Source organism: Terriglobus roseus DSM 18391 (assembly GCF_000265425.1).
Lineage (GTDB): Bacteria > Acidobacteriota > Terriglobia > Terriglobales > Acidobacteriaceae > Terriglobus > Terriglobus roseus.
The window spans coordinates 3,024,680-3,043,554 of the sequence record NC_018014.1; the positions used below are offsets into that span (position 1 = coordinate 3,024,680).

10 protein-coding genes are annotated in these 18,875 nt (G+C 58.8%); 1 reads left to right on the top strand and 9 read right to left on the bottom strand.

The window, feature by feature from the left end; translation table 11 throughout:
• Window positions 1–199: 199 nt before the first annotated feature.
• From TERRO_RS22105 to TERRO_RS12430, 5 genes are all read right to left on the bottom strand, one after another.
• Window positions 200–3,058, bottom strand: a complete 2,859-nt coding sequence (locus TERRO_RS22105; protein WP_169315301.1) for a beta strand repeat-containing protein — start codon at window positions 3,056–3,058, stop codon at window positions 200–202.
• A 418-nt stretch (window positions 3,059–3,476) separates the two neighbouring features.
• Entirely contained in the window at window positions 3,477–4,388 is a 912-nt protein-coding gene (locus TERRO_RS12415) for a lysophospholipid acyltransferase family protein (protein WP_157178325.1), read from the bottom strand.
• 667 nt (window positions 4,389–5,055) lie between these two features.
• On the bottom strand, window positions 5,056–6,474 hold the full coding sequence (locus TERRO_RS12420) for an efflux transporter outer membrane subunit (RefSeq protein ID WP_014786001.1): 1,419 nt from the start codon (window positions 6,472–6,474) through the stop codon (window positions 5,056–5,058).
• Window positions 6,471–9,689, bottom strand: coding sequence for an efflux RND transporter permease subunit (locus TERRO_RS12425; protein ID WP_014786002.1), 3,219 nt, complete (start codon window positions 9,687–9,689; stop codon window positions 6,471–6,473). Before TERRO_RS12425 ends, TERRO_RS12420 begins: the two co-directional genes overlap by 4 nt.
• Window positions 9,690–9,691: 2 nt before the next feature.
• A complete protein-coding gene (locus tag TERRO_RS12430) occupies window positions 9,692–10,945 on the bottom strand; it encodes an efflux RND transporter periplasmic adaptor subunit (protein WP_014786003.1) in 1,254 nt (417 codons plus the stop codon).
• 74 nt (window positions 10,946–11,019) lie between these two features.
• On the opposite strand from TERRO_RS12430, the gene TERRO_RS12435 reads away from it, so the two are divergent.
• Entirely contained in the window at window positions 11,020–11,667 is a 648-nt protein-coding gene (locus tag TERRO_RS12435; protein WP_014786004.1) for a TetR/AcrR family transcriptional regulator, read from the top strand.
• A 23-nt stretch (window positions 11,668–11,690) separates the two neighbouring features.
• Here TERRO_RS12435 and TERRO_RS12440 read toward each other — a convergent pair whose 3' ends face one another.
• From TERRO_RS12440 to TERRO_RS12455, 4 genes are all read right to left on the bottom strand, one after another.
• The gene (locus tag TERRO_RS12440) at window positions 11,691–12,989 is read right to left on the bottom strand and encodes a M23 family metallopeptidase (protein ID WP_014786005.1); all 1,299 of its coding nucleotides are present in this window, start codon (window positions 12,987–12,989) and stop codon (window positions 11,691–11,693) included.
• A 70-nt stretch (window positions 12,990–13,059) separates the two neighbouring features.
• A complete protein-coding gene (locus TERRO_RS12445) occupies window positions 13,060–14,598 on the bottom strand; it encodes a cation:proton antiporter (protein ID WP_014786006.1) in 1,539 nt (512 codons plus the stop codon).
• A gap of 100 nt (window positions 14,599–14,698) precedes the next feature.
• Window positions 14,699–15,259, bottom strand: a complete 561-nt coding sequence (locus TERRO_RS12450; protein WP_014786007.1) for a DUF421 domain-containing protein — start codon at window positions 15,257–15,259, stop codon at window positions 14,699–14,701.
• Between the two features lie 75 nt (window positions 15,260–15,334).
• Window positions 15,335–18,835 carry a carboxypeptidase-like regulatory domain-containing protein gene (locus TERRO_RS12455; RefSeq protein WP_014786008.1) on the bottom strand — a complete coding sequence of 1,167 codons (3,501 nt, stop codon included), beginning with the start codon at window positions 18,833–18,835 and terminating at the stop codon, window positions 15,335–15,337.
• Window positions 18,836–18,875: the final 40 nt, after the last annotated feature.

Below are 18,875 nucleotides of genomic sequence, written 5' to 3' on the forward strand. Positions count from 1 at the left end.
GCAAACGGACTCAGTGACCATTCGGGCGCCGATCAAGAGGAAGTCACTGGTAGCCGCACAGCGTCGGGTTCTATCTCACGCACGATACGGAACGCTAGCAATCTTTAGTCTTAGTAACGCGATGCAAAACAACGGAGCCCGCCACCGTTCAATGAGAGTGACGGACTCCGGAGATTCACCGTTCAATAAACTGCGTTACTTACTGCACCTTTAGCGTGACACTCGCACTGTGAGGTGTGGCGTAGCCAGCTGCTGTCGCGGTAACGGTGATCGTGCGATTGACGGGCGTGGTAGTGGTGACTACGGTGTTTGAGCCGCAACCAGTCATTGCGGTCATGAAGAGAAAGCCGCAGCCCAGAAGCATCAACAGGCGAGCGTTCACTCGGCGGCGATGAACCAAACAAAACGGCAGAAACAGGACGGCCAGCGCCAGGCCGGAACGCCGCGACCACGCCGGCGAAGTATCGGCCTGGGAAGTAAGCTTCACTGTCTGGACCGTCAAACTTACTGTCTGGGGGCCTGCCGTGGTTGCAACTGACGTCGGCGTAAGCGTGTAGCTCATGCCAGCGTCCAGTCCTGCCACGGCGAAGGAAACGCCACCCGGATAGACAGGACTTCCGGGGCTAAGTGCGAAAGTGAAGGTGGCTGCGCTGCCCCCAGTAACGGTCTGGACGGTATTACCCGTAGCGTTAAAGGCAAAGTCAGAGACCGTAAGAGTGAGCGCCGCAGTAGCGGACGCTGCGGCATAGGCTCCTGCTGCAGGCTGACTAGCCGTGATGGTGTGAGCGCCGGCTAGCAGTGAATTGATGGCGTAGCTCGCCGTGCACGTGAGCGGTGACGCAACGCCCGTGCAGACGGCTGTGACAGCGGCGCCATTGTCCACAGTAAAGCTGACCGGAGCGGTAGGTGCGACAGTACCGGTGTAGGTAAGCTGTGCGGCCAGCGTGGCCGAAGCGGTCCCAACGGGCAGAGTTTGCGCCGCGAGGGAGAGCGAAGCACCAGGTTGAGAGACCGTGTGAGGAACACTGGCGGTAGTGCTTGCTAAGAAGTTGGAGTTCCCCGCGTAACGAGCGGTGATTGCAGACACACCCACCGGCAGCGTGGTGAGATTTAACGTCGCCGATCCGTTGGTGAGTACGCCGGTCCCGAGAGCTTGCGACCCATTGAAGAAGCTAACGACTTCGCCGTTCGTGGATAGGGTCTGAGCGACCGAAGGATTGAGCACCGCACTTAGAACAACCTGTTGGCCGTAGGCACTGATCGCCGGAGTGACCGAGAGCGTGAGAACCGTCACGATGGGCTGGCTCGTAAGGGATACGGTGTTCGAACTGCTGCCGGTATAGAGGCTGTCCCCCGTGTAGGTAGCCTTCACCAGGTGAGCAGACGTAACAGCTCCCACCGGGGAGATGCCCGTCGCGGTTGCAGTCGCGGTGGAAGATAGTTGCCCCAGCAAAACGGAGAGATTATTGCCGTGATAGTTACCCGTTACAAGATCGGCAATGCCGTCCCCATTGAAGTCGGCGGTCGAAACGGGGGACGGACCGGAACCTGTCGCATAAGTCACTTGCGCCGCGAAGGTACCGTCCGCCCTGCCCACGAAGACACCGACATTGTCACTGACATAGTTCGCCACGGCAAGATCGAGAATGCCGTCGCCGTTATAGTCGGCCGGGGCGATCGCATAGGGCGAGGTTCCAGTAGCGTAGACGACCTGCGCGTTGAACGTACCGTCGCCCTTGCCGGTGAGAACAGAGAGCGTATTGGCGGTGTAGTTGGTGACGGCAAGGTCGACGATACCGTCTCGATTGAAGTCACCGGCCACAAGGGGCGTAGGACCAGTGCCAACGGAGTAGCTGACGGGGCTGTTAAATACGCCGCCACCCTTGCCAATCACGACACCTACCCTGTTAGCGATGTAGTTCGTAACTGCAAGGTCCGGGATGCCATCGGCATTGAAGTCTGCAACGGCGATAGAAAGAGGTGTCAGGCCAGAAGGAACGACCACCTGGGTGTTAAAAGTTCCATCACCCTTGCCAAGAAAAACACCGACACTGTTGTCAAGCGAGTTCGAAACCACGAGGTCGAGGACACCGTCGCTGTCGAGGTCCGCCGTGGTCACGAAAACCGGCGAGTTCCCTGCAGCATAAGTCACCTGCGTGAAGAAAGTTCCATCCCCCTTCCCCAACAGGACGCTCACGGTGTTGGAGACTGAGTTCGCTACGGCGAGATCGACGATTCCGTCAGCGTTGAAGTCGCCTGCAGCAACATAGGACGGTGAGGCGCCAGTGCCATAGGTAACCTGGACGCCAATGGTTCCGTCGCCGTTTCCGAGAAACACTCCAACGGAACTGCCGCGATAGTTTGCCATCGCGATATCCGGGAAGCCGTCGTTATTGAAGTCTGCCGTGACGCTCGCAATGGGAGAATCGCCCGTGGCATAGGTCACATGCGAGGCGAACGTCTGGGCCGACGTAGCGCTGCCCAACACCCCCGTGCCCAGCAATGCATTGTTGTTTGTCGTGTCGACCAGGGAGACGCTACCAGTAGGGGCAACACTGCTGCCCGTACCTGCGACAGTCGCTGCCAGTGTGTAGTTACCAGCGACGCCGGTCTGCGTCAGCGTTGTCACGGTGGAGTGAGTCCCGGTCACCTGAACAGCGACGACTGGCGAGGCGCTGGTGATACTTGCTGCTGTGCCAGTGAATACAGCCTTGTAGGTGTGCGCCCCGATTCCGGTCCTTAGTCGAAGACTAGCCGTGCCCGTGGAGGTAAGCTGAGCGGTGCCCAGCAGGTAGCTGTCGACACACGAGATACCCGCGGTATCGCAGAATTTCACCTGCCCCGTGGTGACCGGCGTGGACCCAGCGAGAACAGTCGCACTCAGCGTTACGACCGTGCCAGAAACAACGCTCGACACAACCGATCCGCCGGCACGGGCCGCTAGAGTTGTTGCCGTCGCGGTGGGCGTGACTGCATTCGACGAACCCCACGACAGAACGCCAAGCGCCGCAACGACGCTATACGTAGCAATGCGACGAAGGTTGAGGCGAAGGGCCATAAAACGAAAGCAGGCAAGCAAAGGGGAACAGGATGTCATAGATCTCCACGAACAAGTACGAGCGGTGAAATGACAATGCGTGGTTTCCTTCCCTTTTTTGTCAGCGACACAGCGCCACGTGCACGGAATCGCAGGCAGAGGGGCATTACCAAGGGAGAAGAACGGTCGCAGTGGAAGAAAGGATGAAGCTTGCCGACCCATTCTACAGATTCCCCAAAGAACGGCGAACTATGATCAATCGATGAAACATCTCTCTGCAGCTAGTCGGCGGAAACTGAGACGAAACCTCTCTTCGTACATTCCTACAGAGCGGGTTCCTTTGTTCACTTGGGAGTGAGTGTCGCATGCTGGACTCAAGCTTGAGACAATTCCCTTTTCGCAATCAGTCATTTCCTCGTGCCATCAAACATGTTTGCACTTAGTCAGCGGCGTACACACAGCAATCGCTGGTTTCCACTTCAGACTGCGTTGAGAAAGCGCCTCCGAATTGTGCCCGCTGCGAACGTCGATCTCGCTCTAAATCGGAATACGCAGGTGGCCGCTCAGCAAGCGATAGGGGCAGGTCCTCAGGCTCGCGCCCCAATTCGGCGCAGTCTTCAAATACGAAGCATGCACTACCCAACTCTTCACGAGCCCACTGAAATAGATCCTCGAAACGAGCAGGAATGCGAGCCACGTCGAGATGCAGAAGCCTCACACTATGTCCATATCGGGGTTCCACGTGCGGCGCCAGTCCGCAGACAACCTGCGCTCCCAGCCTGCAAAGCATTGAAGAAGCTCCGTGCCGAGTGCTGACGATCGACCAGGCTGACCCTCCACCCAACAGGTCGGACAGCGCCATGCCCAGCATGACAATCTTTGCCCCGGAGTAAGAGCTCCTGAAGTACTGCTTCACAGCAAGGCCGCTCGCCTCTCCAAACTCAATACCTCTTCTCTTCGCATCAGCCTTATCGTTGGCAAATGCGCGAATCACCTGTGCCCGGGCCACCCCGGAGGCGATCGCACTGTCGTGACTGAGAAGCTCCTCGAACGACGACACGCCGTGGCGGTACCGGGCACACGCTGCAAGATCGCCCGTACTCGGATCTCGAACGAGAATGTGCCAGCATAAGTCATCCAGCGCCTGACGATCCAGCCCATCTTCGGTCAGTGTGGCCGCGACACCCGCGTATTCCTTGTACGTCTCGCCTCGCAGTAGCTGAATCTCTCGCTGCAGGGCAGCGTATTGGTGTGCCTGAATAACAACCGAGCTGCCAAAAGACGAAGTGTTGCGGGGCGCAAGAATCGTAACCATTGAGGCTCGGTGTGGTGTTACTTCCTGATGTGCCATGTCCCTCGACTATAGGGCCATTTCCGGCAACAACCTGCCCGCAGTGCCTAAAAATTGGCTGTGTGAAGCCACTCGCGGCGCGGCTCAAATTCGCTCGAACAATAAATCCAGAAAACAGCGATCGGGATGAAGGTATCTCGCGCAGGACGTCGCTTATGGCGATGGGCGTCTGAATCAGGTCACCAGCGCGGCAAAATCACAAGCATTCCTCCCAAGTGCAGAAGGCCAACGCATCGCACAGCCATGCATCGCCTTGAAGCTTCGGATGCGTCTCCTCAATCAGGTCGGAACGACCAAACTGCTCCAGTACCTCAGGGTTCGTCTTCCCATCCAGGCTCGACGTCATATGGCAAATCACGTAGGGTCTCATCGTTCGCTCTTCACTCTCCTCTTAACGTAGGCACATGGACTAGGTGCTAGATTCGTCAAAAGGTGTGAGAGAGTGTTCGAAGCCCTCGCATTCGCACCGTGTCACTTCACCGTCAGGCGATCTCGCCACTGCCGCACATCCCGCGTCGCTAAGGTAAACAGCATCCCGCCGCCAATCCTCGCAGCCTCCCAGGTTCGCATGCGAAGTTCAAGACGAAAATGAGCGCACACGGAGTATGTCGATGCAAGGGCAAGTCGACATACTCCGTGTGCAAGTTCCAGCGACTTAAAGTGCGTCCTACTGCCAGCCGCCTCCAAGAGCGCTGTAGAGCTGGACCAGCGTCAACGCCTCATTCTGCTGTGCACTCGCAAGGTTAAGCTGCGCAGAAAAGAGGTTCGAGTCTGTCGTCAACACTTCCAGATAGCTCGTCGATCCACCTTGATAGCGCAGACGCGCTAGCCGTGTCGCATCCTGTGCGGACGTCACCAGCAACTGCTGTTGCTCGCGTGCACGACGCTGTTTGTTCACAGCAATCAAAGCACTCGATACGTCGTGGAAGCCCGTGTAAACAGCCTTCTGATAAGTCAGGATCAACTCATCCTTCTGCCGCTTGGAAAGATCGTACTGCCCGCGAATCTTGCCTCCGGCAAAGATCGGCTGCGTCAGCGAACCAAGGCCATAGATCGTCTTCCCCGAAGGATCGAACAAGTTCGAGAACTCATCTCCACCAAAGCCTGCAGATCCGCTAATCGAAAGCTGCGGGAAGAACTGTGCACGCGCCGCACCCACCTGGGCGTTTGCTGCCTTCAGCTTCGCCTCGGCCTGTTGAATATCAGGTCGTCGCTCGATCAGCTGTGACGGAATACCGACGGGGAGAGCATCTGGCACAGGAGTAATTGCATTCGGATCCGCATGCGAAACCGGACCGGGCTCCTTGCCTAGCAGTAGCCTCAGGTCATTCTCACCCTGCTGGATCTGCTGCTCCAGTTGCGGTATCTGGCTGCTCGCCGTATACAGCAACTGCTCCGCCTGTCGCACGTCTGACAGCGGAACCGAGCCACCACGTTCCAGCGTCTGCGTCAGCTTCACCGACTCCTGGCGTGTCTTCAGCGTCTCCTTCGCGATCGCCAGCTGCTGATCCAGCGTGCGCAATTGGAAATAGGTCGTAGCCACCTGCTGCACCAGCGTCATCCGTACGGCACGCTGTGCCCACTGCTGCGCTAGCAGTTGATCGCGCGCTGCCTCAGTCTGCTTACGATAAAGACCCCAGAAATCAGGTGTCCACGAAGCCGACAGATTGAAGCTGCCAAACACCAGCGGACTGTTGATCGAAGTGCCGACCGTCGAAGGCAGATCGACACCTGCTCCCGTGCCGCCGCCGTTGATCTGCGGGAACTGCTGTGCCCGCGTGATCTTTACCTGCGATTCCTGTTGCAGCACGCGTTGCGCCGCAGCACGCAGATCGAAGTTGTTCGTCAGTGCCTCGCGAATCAACGCCTGCAGTTCGGGCTGTTTGAAGACAGTGCTCCACTGCTGATCGCCCAGCGAACCATTCGGATCACTCGACACCGCAGCGTCATCCGCACCGCGGAAGGCTGGCGGCGGCGGAACCTGCGGACGTGTGTACTTCGGGCCCACATTGCAACCGGCAAGCCCCATGACCGCGATCAATGCCAGGGAACTGACACCATATTTTTCATAGGCAATTCGGCTCATGCGTGACCCCCTTCCGGCTGGCTCACTGCGCCTGCCGGTTTCAGCTCTGTATCGTGTTCCGGCTCATGCTTCGAATCCATGGTGGTTCCCTTCCCGCCCTTACCGAAGCGATGCGAGATGTACTCCACCACGGCAAACGTGACAGGCACCATCAGGATGCCGAGGATGGTCGCCAACGTCATACCGCCGATCACCACCGTACCCAGGATGCGTCGCGACACCGCACCCGAACCTGTCGCAGTCCACAGCGGCAGACAGCCGAAGATGAACGCCAGCGCCGTCATCACAATCGGACGGAAACGTAACTTCGCAGCACCCAGTGCGGCTTCGCTGATGCTCTGTCCGCTCTTGTAGTTCGTCACCGCAAACTCAACAATCAGGATGGCGTTCTTCGCCGACAGACCGATGAGCATGATGAGACCGATCGTCGCAAAAATATCGTTCTCATACGACCGGATGCTAAGTGCCAGGTACGCACCCAGAATCGCGACCGGCGTGCTCAGCAGCACGCTGAACGGCAGTGTCCAGCTCTCATACAGCGCCGCAAGAATCAGGAAGACAAACACGATCGAGATACCGAATACGACCCACGTCGGTACGCCCTTCTCTGCTGCCTGCTCCTGGTAGCTCATGCCGCTGTAGCTGTACCCCATCCCCTCAGGCATCGCCTTTGCAAACGTCTCTTCCAGCGCCTTACGAACCTGACCACTGCTGTAACCGGGTGCTCCCGTCACGTTTAGCTGCGCTGCGTTGTATTCGTTGAAGCGCATCACAAACTCTGGACCGTTGATCTGCCTCGTCTTCACCAGCGCACTCAACGGCACCTGGCTTCCGTTCGCGCTGCGCACGTAGAACTGACCGATGTTGTTAATGTCTGTACGCGAAGTTCCCTCCGCCTCGACATAGGTCTGCCACTGTCGGCCAAACCGGTTGAAGTAGTTCACCAGGTAGCCACCCATAAAGGTCGACATGGTGTTGTACACCTGAGTCAGATCCACCTGCTGCTGAAGCACCTTCTCCTTGTCCACGTCCGCGTACAACTGCGGCACCGCCGGCAGGTAGGAAGGCACAGCAGACGCAATCTCTGGTCTCTTCTTTAGCGCACCCAGATAGCCGTAAAGGTTCTTTGTCAGAAAGTCTGCGTCGTCGTTACCGGACTGATCCTGCAGCACCATCGTCACACCACCCGAAGTTCCGATGCCCGGGATCGCCGGTGGCGGGAAGGTGAACGCAAGACCGTCCCCAAGTCCGCCAAGCTCCTTCGACACGTTGCCAAGAATGGCACCGATCTGCTCCTCCGCAGCCTTACGGTCTTCCCATGGCTTCAACGCCACGAAGAAGAACGCAGTGTTCGTGCTCTGCGTCTGCGTCAGCAGGCTAAAGCCGTTCACCTGCACCACACCCGCAATACCGGGCGTGTCCATCAACTGCTTCGTCACTTTTAGACCGGCTGCATCCGTACGCTGCATGCTCGCTGCGTCCGGCAACTGCATCGCGGCAAATAGGTAACCCTGATCCTCCTGCGGGATAAACCCACCCGGCAGGCGAGATCCCATGAAGACAGCGACGGCAGCAACAATCGCCAGCGCAATCATCGACAGAGCCGACTTATGCACTAGGATGCTGGAGGTAGAAACGTACTTGTCCGTGGTGCGGCCAAAGAAGCGGTTGAACCAGTCGAAGAATCGTCCCAGGAGGCCCGGCTTCTTGTTCTTGTCCTTCGGCTTCAGCAGCAGTGCAGCCAGTGCCGGGCTAAGTGTCAGCGCGTTGAACGCCGAGATCAGTACCGAGATCGCAATCGTCACAGCGAACTGCTGATACAGCCGTCCCGTAATGCCGGGGATGAACGCAGTAGGAATGAATACTGCGGCAAGAATGAGTGCGATCGCCACAACCGGGCCGCCCACCTCTTCCATCGCCTTGATGGTCGCCGACTGCGCGTCCATGCCCTCTTCCAGGTGGTGCTCAACTGCTTCCACCACGATGATCGCGTCATCCACCACCAGGCCGATAGCCAGCACAAGGCCGAACAGCGACAACGTGTTGATCGAGAACCCAAGCATCGGGAAGAAGATGAACGTACCGATCAACGACACCGGTACCGCCATCAACGGAATCAGCGTCGCGCGCCAGCCCTGCAGGAAGATATAGACCACAAGGATCACGAGGACGAGTGCGATCACAAGCGTCTCAGTAATCTCGTGAATACCCGCAGTGACAGCGAGCGTCGTATCCAGCGGCACGTCATACTTCATGCCCGTAGGAAAGTTCTTCTGCAGCTTATCCATCTTCGCGCGGACAAGCTTCGCAGTCTGAACCGCGTTGGAACCCGGCAGTTGATACACCGCCATGATGCCGGCAGGTGCACCGTTGTAACGCGCATTCAACCCATAAGCCTGCTCACCCAGCTCGATACGAGCGACATCCCGCAGGTGCAGGATGCTGCCATCGGGATTCGCCCGCACAACGATATTGCCGAATTCTTCCGGCAGCACCAGACGGCCCTGCGTACGCACCGTGTAAGTGAACTGCTGGCCGCTCGGTACCGGCTCGCCGCCGATCTGTCCGGCCGGGTTCACATTGTTCTGCGTCTGCAGCGCGGTGATAACGTCCTGCGCCGTAACACCCAGCTTCGCAAGCTGCTCCGGCTTCACCCACACACGCAACGCATACTGTCCCGCAAACACCTGCACACGGCTCACACCGGGAACGCGCGTGATCTCGTCCTGCACGTTGATGATGCCGTAGTTACCCAGAAACTCCTGGCTGTACTTGTTATCCGGCGAATTCAAGCCGATCAGCATCAACGGCGAAGTAAGCGCCTTCTGCACCGTCAGACCAGCCGTCGTCACCTGCGCCGGCAGCTGTGCCTGCGCCTGCGAAACACGCAACTGCGACAGGATCTGATCCGTATCCGGACTCGTCTTCACATCGAAGTCCACATACAGCGAAGCCTGCCCGTTGTTGGCATTCATGCTGTACATGTAGATCATGTTGTCGACGCCGTTCATCTGCTGCTCGATCGGCGTAGCAACAGCCTGCGACAACGTCCGCGCATCGGCGCCGGGGAACGTCGCCTGCACCAGAATCTCCGGTGGAACGATATCCGGATATTGCGACGTAGGCAGACTCACCAGCGAAACAATGCCGATAATGACCGTCAGGATCGCAATCACGATGGCCACAATGGGCCTGCGTATGAAAAATTTCGACATGATTACCTTCCCGCGGAAGCGCTGTCAGCGGTGGATGTTGAAGCCGTAGGAGCCGCCGCATGCGGACTCACCGGCATGCCTTCCTGCAGCTTCTGCAACTGGTCCGTGATCACTCGCGTGCCCGGCGTAACACCACCGGTCACAACCCAGTTGCTACCCGTCTGCTGCCCCAGCGTCACATTCACAACCTTCACCTTGCTGTCCGGCCCCACGGTGTAAAGCTGCTTCACGCCCTGCAGATCATTCACAGCCACCTGCGGCACCAGAATCGCGTTGTGCAACAGCTCCGTATTCGCAGACACCCGGCCAAACTGCCCTGGACGCAGCACATTTCCCGGATTCGGGAACACCGCCGCAATCCGGATCGCACCCGTCTGCTGATTCATCTGCCGATCCACAAACTGGATGTGCCCCTTATGCGGATACTCGCTTCCATCCGCCAGCGTCAGCGTTAAAGGCAGCGTGCCCGCCCCCTTCAGCAGATCACCCTTACCCGCATTCGAACGCTTCGAGAGCGCCAGGTACTCCCCATCGCTCATCGAGAAGTAAACCTTGATCGGATCCAGCTGCGACACCGACGTCAACACACTCTGCTGACTTACCAGATTGCCAACCTGCGTCGTAGCCTGGCCCGCAACACCGCCAATCAGCGATCGCACCTGCGTGAACCCAAGATTCAACTTCGCCGTGCTCACCTGAGCCTCGGCCGAAGCAATCTGCGCCTTCGCTGCTTCCACATTCGCCTGCTGCGCCGCAGCCTGCTGCTTATCGTTATCCAACTGGCTCTGTGCAATCGCGCGCTGCTCCGCCAGTGGCGTGTCGCGATTCACATTGATCTGTGCCAGTCCCAGGTTCGCCTGCGCCTGCGCAAGCTGGCCCTTCGCCTGTCCCAGCTGACCCATCGCCTGGTCCACCAGCGCCTGCAACGGCCGCGGATCGATCTGGAACAGCACCTGCCCCTTCGCCACCACCGAACCTTCGCGGTAGTTCTGCCGAATCAGGTACCCACTTACCTGCGGCTGGATCTGTGCATTCACAAAGCCATCCAGGGTGCCCACCCACTGGTTGCCCAGCGGAACATCCTGCGCCTGCAGCGTAATGGCCGAAACCGGCATCGGTCCACCCGCAGGTGCAGCGGGCGCCGGCTTCGAGCAGCCCGAGACCCAGAGCGACGCCAGCGTAAGTGCTGAAACACCGGTCAACTTCAATACCGCTGGCAAGTTAGTCTGCCGGCGTGCAGCAAGGGACAACGTCATTCCATCCTCCGGACATTTCGGAGCAGGCATAAATACATACATGCATGCATCTTTTATGAGATTCTGTCATAGCTATGTCGGATGCAGAGCAATTTGATGAAAATTCGCGATCCGCTCCACCGCAGCAGAGCCGCAAGCAAAATCGCTCCCTGCTCACCCGCCAGCAACTCATCGACGCCGCACGCAAGATCTTCGCGCGCGATGGCTTCGAGAAGGCAAGCCTGCAGGACATCTCAAACCTCGCAGGCAAGACCCGCGGCGCCTTCTACACGCACTTCGCCGACAAGGAAGATGTCTTCTTCGCCATCTTCGAGCAGTACCTCGCCGACGGCCAGGAGCAGTTTCGTCAGCGCATGAAGGGCGCGTCGACCAAGGCAAAGCGCATCGCCGCCCTTGCCGCCCACATCGTCCAGATCATCGGAGATAAGGAGCGCGCTCTACTTGCGCTGGAATTCAAAATCTACGTGCTACGTCATCCGCACGATCAGCAACGTCTCACAGACCTGCACAACGCCGTATGCCGCAGAGGGTGCGGCCCGGACATGGAAGCACTCATGCCGGAATTCCGCCGGCTGGATAACTCCATCGAGAGCCGCCGCCAGGTCGCACAGATGGGCGCTCTCGTTGACGGTCTGGCCCTGAATCACTTCTTCGATCCAGGCAGCCTGGACACCAAAACCCTGCTCAAGCAAGCGGCAGCCGGCATCCAGGCGCTCCTGTAAAGCGATAGCGCTTCCCTCTACTCTTAGTGAGCAGCCAGCTCCACGCGGCGTGCCACATGGTCCTGGATCCAGTGCGGATCCCACCATTCCTTCGCGTCGATTTGGACACCATCCAACTGCATCGCAAAGTGGACGTGATCGCCGCCGGCCATACCCGTCATACCGCTCAGACCCATCACCTGGCTACGCTTTACAGCATCGCCTTCCTTCACATCGATGCGGCTCATGTGGCCGTAGATCGTCTGCAGACCATATCCGTGATCCACGACAACGCAGTTGCCATAGATGCCAAGCGGCGCAGCCCACACCACACGACCGTCATTCGATGCCTCGACGCCAACATGCTGCGTCACCGCCAGGTCATATCCCAGGTGCACCTGCTCATCGATCTTTTCGCCGTGGTACATATAGCTCCGCACATCTGCAAACGTCGCTTCCGCGGCAGAGTGCGACTGCCGCGTGAACGGCTGGCTCCACAGAAAATGATCGGCCGTCTTGAATCGCAGCTCAGCCAGCGTCTTATTGTTCGACTGCCGCATCTGGCTGTTGATCTTCTTGAAGCGCTCCACCGGCGTCCCGCTGCCATTCGGATCCAGCTCACCCAGAACCTTTTGCATGAACTGGTCAGTGATCTGGATCTGGTGCTGCGTATAAACCGGCTGCTCCCGCTTCGGGAAGACCACCGTCAGCGGCGTCGTCACATCCGCGCCCGCGCCATTCGAAGCATAGACAACAGGAATCGTCTCCTGCGGCATATTCCACGCAAACGCAAACAGCGAGAACATGCCCGGCTTGCCGCCCGGCATCGGCCACGCACGGAATGTCTGGTTGCCCAGCCGCACGCCCGCCGACGTATACGCGCCCGTCACATTCATCGTCGCCAGATCCGCCATGCCGCGATACAGATAGTGCTGATCGGAATCAGCACTCACCGTCGGCGGCTGCGTCACCACATTCACCGCGCGCTCCCACCGGGTCGTGCCGCCAAACATCCCACCGGACTTCGCCTGCAGAATCAGCGTCGCGCGACCGTCCTTCAACTGCGGCGTGTCCTTCACACCAGCGGTAAAGTTCAGCGTCGTGTCCGGGCTCTTCGATGCACTCGCCGTATGCCACACCTGGTACGGCGTTCCATTCTGCTCGACCGTCGCGGTTAACTCGCTCAGACCATGCGGATCATGCACGCGCACTTCGATAGGCGTCGCCTGGCCCAGGGTGGTCACAGACGCAGCAACATCCACCGTCGGTTTGCTGCAACCCAGCAGCAGTTGGGTGATGGGGAAAAGCAGAAGAAGTTTGGCAGAGGTAGGGGTATTTCTCACAAGGCAATTCTACCGAGGTCCACGCAACACCAGGCGAACCACAACAGACACCTGTAAGCCCTCTCCTCGCCTAGACCTCTTCCAGCGCCAGGTCCTCTGACGGTGCCGCTGCCAGCGCAGCCCAGTCGAGTTCCTCCTCCAGGAGTTGAAAGACATCCTCCTCGATCTCGCCGTCGTCTCGCAGTGCGATCAGCCGCTCCCGCTGCGTGCACACAACCATGCTGCGTACGGTGTCCATGCCGGAACTCTGCGCAGAAAAGTCGAGTCGCGCAGCCTCTTTCAGTGCAATCTCCAGTTCCCTGCGAACGCTCTTCGCTGCCGAATCCGTCCGCTCACGCAGGCAGTTCACACCCACCTCCAGCAGCTCCTCGCGGGCCTTGTTCGACTCCTCTTTCAGCGACTCATCCGGCTCGATCTTCAGCAACTTGACCAACGGTCCAATTGTGAAGCCCTGGACCACCAGCGTTCCAAGCACGACGGAGAACGCCGCGAACACAATCATGCTTCGACCGGGAAACTCGTACGGCAAAGCGGAAGCCGTTGCAATCGTCAGGATGCCGCGAATACCGCACCAGGATGTTAGGAACGTCACGCCCACCGGTGGCTGCGGCAAGCCGCTCTTATCCAGTCGGTCCGCAAAGACGCGGTACAGAAACACCCACGCAATCCGCGTCACCACCGTCGTCAGCGTCACTGCCGCGCCAAAGATCACGGCCTGCTTCAGACTCACACCAGACAGATGCTTTGCTGCATCCAGCACCTGCATTCCCAGCAGTAGAAAAGCAATCGCCCCAAGAATGAACGTGATCGAACCCCACAGCGCAGTGGAATGGACTCGATCCCGCGGTGGCTCCTGTTTCGGAGCGCCCTTCGCAATCGTCATCGCCAGCACCACAACAGCCAGGATCGGAGAGACATGCAGTTTCTCGCCGAGAATCCAGGCGCCAAACGTGACAGCGATCTCCGCAATGGAAGCTGACAGGCTACCAGCCGTCCACTTCGCCACCATCAGGTAGAGCTTCCCAAGCACATACCCAAGAATCGCCCCGCCCGGGATCGCAAGCAGCAGCGGCCCGATGATCTTCCCAGGAGTCGAAGCTCCATGTAACGCCACCGCTTGCGCTGTTCCGAACAGCAGCAGAGCGGTCGCATCGTTCAAAAGGCTCTCGCCCTCCAGGATCAGCAGTGTCCGTCTCGGCAGCGGAAAGCGGCTCAGCACTGCACTCACGGCCGACGCATCCGGCGGAGACACAATGGCGCCCAGCGTCATCGCAGCGGCCCAGCCCAAACCGGCCATCGTATGACCCACCACACCAACGGCAACGGTCGTAATAATCACGGCGGCAACGGCCAGAATCGCCAGCGGCACCCAGTGTTTCTTCAGATCACGAGGAGCAGTATCGTAGGCCGCATCGAACAGCGCCGGCGTCACAAAGACTGCAAGTGCGAGCTCCGGTTCCAACACGATATTCGGCAGGAACGGAATGGCTGCCACTCCAATTCCCGCAAGAGCGAGGAGCGACGGATAGGGCAGGCTGAACCGGCGCGAGACCTGTAGCAGGACCACAGCCGCGACCATCAGCACAAGAATGCCTTCAAAAAGCTCCATCGAACCTCTTTCCACCTTTGCCTGAGTCGGTCTGAGGGCTTACAAAGCTGTCCCTCATACGATGCCGTCAGCTCTCGCAAGACCGCTCGATGCACCAGCCCTAAAAAACGCGCGCCTTCTTGGGTTGATTCGGTCGGTTCTCATCGTTCTTGTAACAGATCACGGACAAAGCGCCGTCACCCTCGATATAGGCGCGCTTGACGTTCTGGCAGCCTTCAATCCCACGCTCGCGCAGCATGGACATCAGATCGTCCCTCGTCAATAGCTCGTGGCGCATCGCGTTCACCTGCAGCACCCCATGGCGAATCAGGCATCGGGGTCCCGACTCGATCAGCGGCCGAATCGCAGGCACGTGATACGCGAGCCAGTCCAGCACAAACGACCAGAAGAAGATGGTGCCCGCCAGGATCAGCCCCTCAGGAATGGATCGATACTCCGAAGCCATCCCGTTCGAAACCGCATCCGCGATCAGCACGATCACCAGGATGTCCGCAAGTCCCATCTGCCCCGCATGCCGCGATCGCGCGATACGCAGGAAGGCAAACAGCGCAAGGTAGATCAGTGATCCGCGGATCACAATCTCGAGGGGAGAAAATGTCGGCACGAACATGTCGTGCCAATGGATGTTGAGCATCCGCTCAACCAGTGTCTTGCCGCCCATGCAAACTTGGATGCAGCCTTGGGCGGCTCGCGGAGGCGCAGCTGCGTCTCCGCGAACGACAGATAAGCCAACTCGCTAGAAGCTGAAACGAGCCTGCAGATTCACAATGCGTCCGGCAAGACCTTGGTTATAGGTGCCGAAGTTTGATGAGGTGATATTGGTTACCACGCTGCCCGGATTCAGGTTCGTCAGGTTCAACACGTTGAACGCATCCATCCGGAACTCCAGCCCCGTGCTCTCGCCGAAAAAGCGCGAACCCGGTAATGCGAAGTTCTTCGCGAGACTCGCATCCAGGTCCTGGTAATTCGGGCCGTCCAGCGTATTACGCGCCACTCCCGGCAGTGACGGCAGACCGTACCCGCCACCACCCGCCGGGATCCCCGTGGCAGGCACACCAAAGTAAGGCTGTCCGGCACCGGCAAGCGGAAAGTTGACGTTCGCGCCTTGGGTCTGACGCATTGCGCTTACGCTATGGTTCTTCCCTCCGGTACCGCTGTAGAACGTCGGCCGCAGTGTTGTATAGCCGCTGGTCCCGTAGTAAAGGTTGCCACCCGGTACGTTATACGTCGGCGTAAACGGAAAGCCCGTGTGGAAGTTGTAGATCCCCGAAACCGTCCAGCCATCGGCAATCGAGTGAGCAAACCCGTGCCCCTTGAAAAACCTAGGCTGCCACATGCCGAAGACCTTCGCTGCCTTGCCGAAGTTATAGTCGGAACGTCCATAAGCCAGGCTCGGATTGAACGAGTACGGGTCGGTGTAGTACGGCGACGATCCCTGATCCATCGTCTTGGCCCACTGGAAGCTCGCATCGATCGAGAAGCCATGGGACATCTGCTTGCGCAAGCCCGCCAGCAACTGGTTGTTGTTCGCCGTCCCGGTGTTCGTAAAGTACGCAAGATTCGAGACCAGCGGATTCACAGCATAGCCCTGCGTATAGGTGCGGACATACGCCTGGCTCTGCACAATAAGGTGGCGGGTAAGACTGCCCTGGTAGCCGACCGTCGCAACAAGCCCCAGCGGCAACTCGAACTGTGTGTCGAGCGAGAAGTGCTGCGTGTAGATCGTGGGGACGGTGCTCGGAAACGCCACAACACTGGCGCCACCGGCAGTGGGCAGGTTCGCCGCATTGAAGCCGCCGACAGCATTCGGATTCGCCGGGTACCCGAACAGCGACTTGGGATCGCTTGCCACGCTGTAAACAATCTTCGGATCGATCGTAGCGACCCCATTCACGATCCTGCTGTTGTTGTAACTCGCATTCAAGATGTAGGGCGGATTGTTGCCGGAATTACCTTGGATCGCGATCTCGTTCTGGTTGAAGTTCAGTCCATAGCCGCCGCGCAGCACCACGCGATGCTTCAGCGCCTCCGGATTCCACGCGAAGCCGAACTGCGGCCCGAAGTTGGCCTTCTGTGCCTGGCTCAGCGGGCCACCCGTTCGAACGCTCATGCCCGTGTACATCGCAGAGCCCTGACCGAACTCGACTACACCAATGTTGTTTTGCTTCGAATTCAGCGGTCCAAAGTAACTCCAGCGCAGCCCCATGTTCAGCGTCAGGTTCGGAGTCGCCTTCCAATCATCCTGCGCAAAGAAACCCCAGATCGTCGTCCGCTCATCCTGGCGGTTCGTACCCGGTGTCCCTGTAGCGGAAAGGAACGCCCCCGACTCCGAATGCGGCGCGTCATTCAGGAACGCCCACATGTTGTAAAAGTTGTAGGCCGGCCGAGCCGTGCTCGTCGGATTGTTCAGGTAATAGAGCCGCGTCGCCTCTCCGCCAAACTTCAGGATGTGGTTCCCCGTCGTCAACGTCGCCACATCTTTGAAGTTATAAGTGTGCTGGTTCAACACGCTCGGTCCGGGCGCACCGTAGTACCCCACGCTGATGTTGTTCGCTCCCAGTGTGTCCACCGTCGAGGTGGGCAGCCCGAAGGGCGCCTGCGGATTGCTCGACACTTCATTCCACCGGTAACCCGCGTCGTTAGCCCGTGCCTCGTTCAGCAGGTTCGGTGAGAAGATGTGATTCCAGATGACCGTGTACGCATCGTTGATCTGGTTGTGGTTGAACAGGTCATACACACGTCCCGGCCCGCCCTGGTTCGTGCGGCTCAATGGCACCCAATAGATGGCAAAGGCAAGATGATCCTTCTTCGTCACATCCCCATCCAGCCGCCCGTTGAACTGCTGACCCACCTGTGTCGTCGGGTTCTGGAACGAGTACTGCGCAATCGTCGGCGTGTTCGTCAGCCCACCACCCACACCCGGGTTGCTGTTACTCACCCATGTCGTGTCCTGCGTCCCGCGAGCACCCCTGACAGGTGACCCCAGGTTCAGAGCGCCGCCAACGGTCCGGCAGTTGACGCCTTCCTGGAAGCCGGCCGTCGAGCAAGTCTGGTTGATCTGGGTCGCGTTTACCGGCGCATTCCCGGCAAAGTTGAGGTACGTCGCCGCGATACTTCCGGCAGGTGCCAGCGCAGCGTACTGAGACGTCTCAAACCATCCCGTTCCCGGCACGGAAGTGTGGTCTCGCTGCGTCTCGTAGTTGAAAAAGAAGAACAGTCGATCCCGCAGAATCGGGCCGCCAATGCTGCCGCCAAACTGGTTCGAACGCGTAGCATCCCGCAGCAAACCACGGTCCGCAGGCGTCCCGGGATTGAACGTACCCGGACCGTTGTAACGCTGGTAAGCGTTCAATCCAGGGCGGTTAGCTCTCAGAAACAAACTTCCATGGAACCGGTTTGTACCCGTCTTCGAGTTCACCTGGATCTGCGCGCCACTGAAGCGCCCATTCTCCGCGTCATACCCATTCGACACCACCCGCACCGACCCAACCGAGTCCTGCGAAGGCGTAATAATCGAAGCCCCACCCCAAACAGCAGAAACCGTACTAACACCATCAATCGTGATGCTGTTATTGCCGTTTTGCCCACCATTCGCATTAGCCTGGGGCGCATTCTCCGTCTGGAAAATCCCATTCGAACGCGTAGCCGCACCAGGCCCCGCAGTGCCCGGCAAGTTTGAATTGCTAGTCCCGCTCGAAGCCTGCGCGCCATCGCCAAACACTCCAGGCGCAAGCTGAGTCAGTTGAAAAACATCCCGCCCAGCTGCAGGCAAATGCTGGATCTGGTTCTCATTGATCGTCCCGCTAATGGTCGCCGTCGCCGTCTCCAGGACCGGAGCACTTCCGGACGTTACATCCACGGAAGTGTTCTGCGACGCAATCCCAAGTTGCACATTCACGCTGTTGGGCGCGTCCGGCGTAATAGAAAGATTGTTCAGTTCTTTCGGCGAGAACCCGTCGAGCGCGACCGAAATCTTGTACTGATCCGGCGCCAATCCATTGAAGGTATAGACACCGCTCTCATTCGACGTGGTGGTCATCACACGATTCGTCTGGAGATCGGTCAGAGTAACGGCCGCTCCGGGCACCACCGCACCGCTGCCATCGCTCACGGTACCGGAGATCGAAGCGCGGAACTGCGCTGAGGCCGTTCCAGTGCAAACAATCGCAAGTGGAAGCAGGAATCGGGCACCGGCCGGAATACGGCGGCGCAGACTGCGGGGGGATGGGTACTTCATACAGCCTCCAACGGATCAGGCTCCATTCCCCTCCGCACGG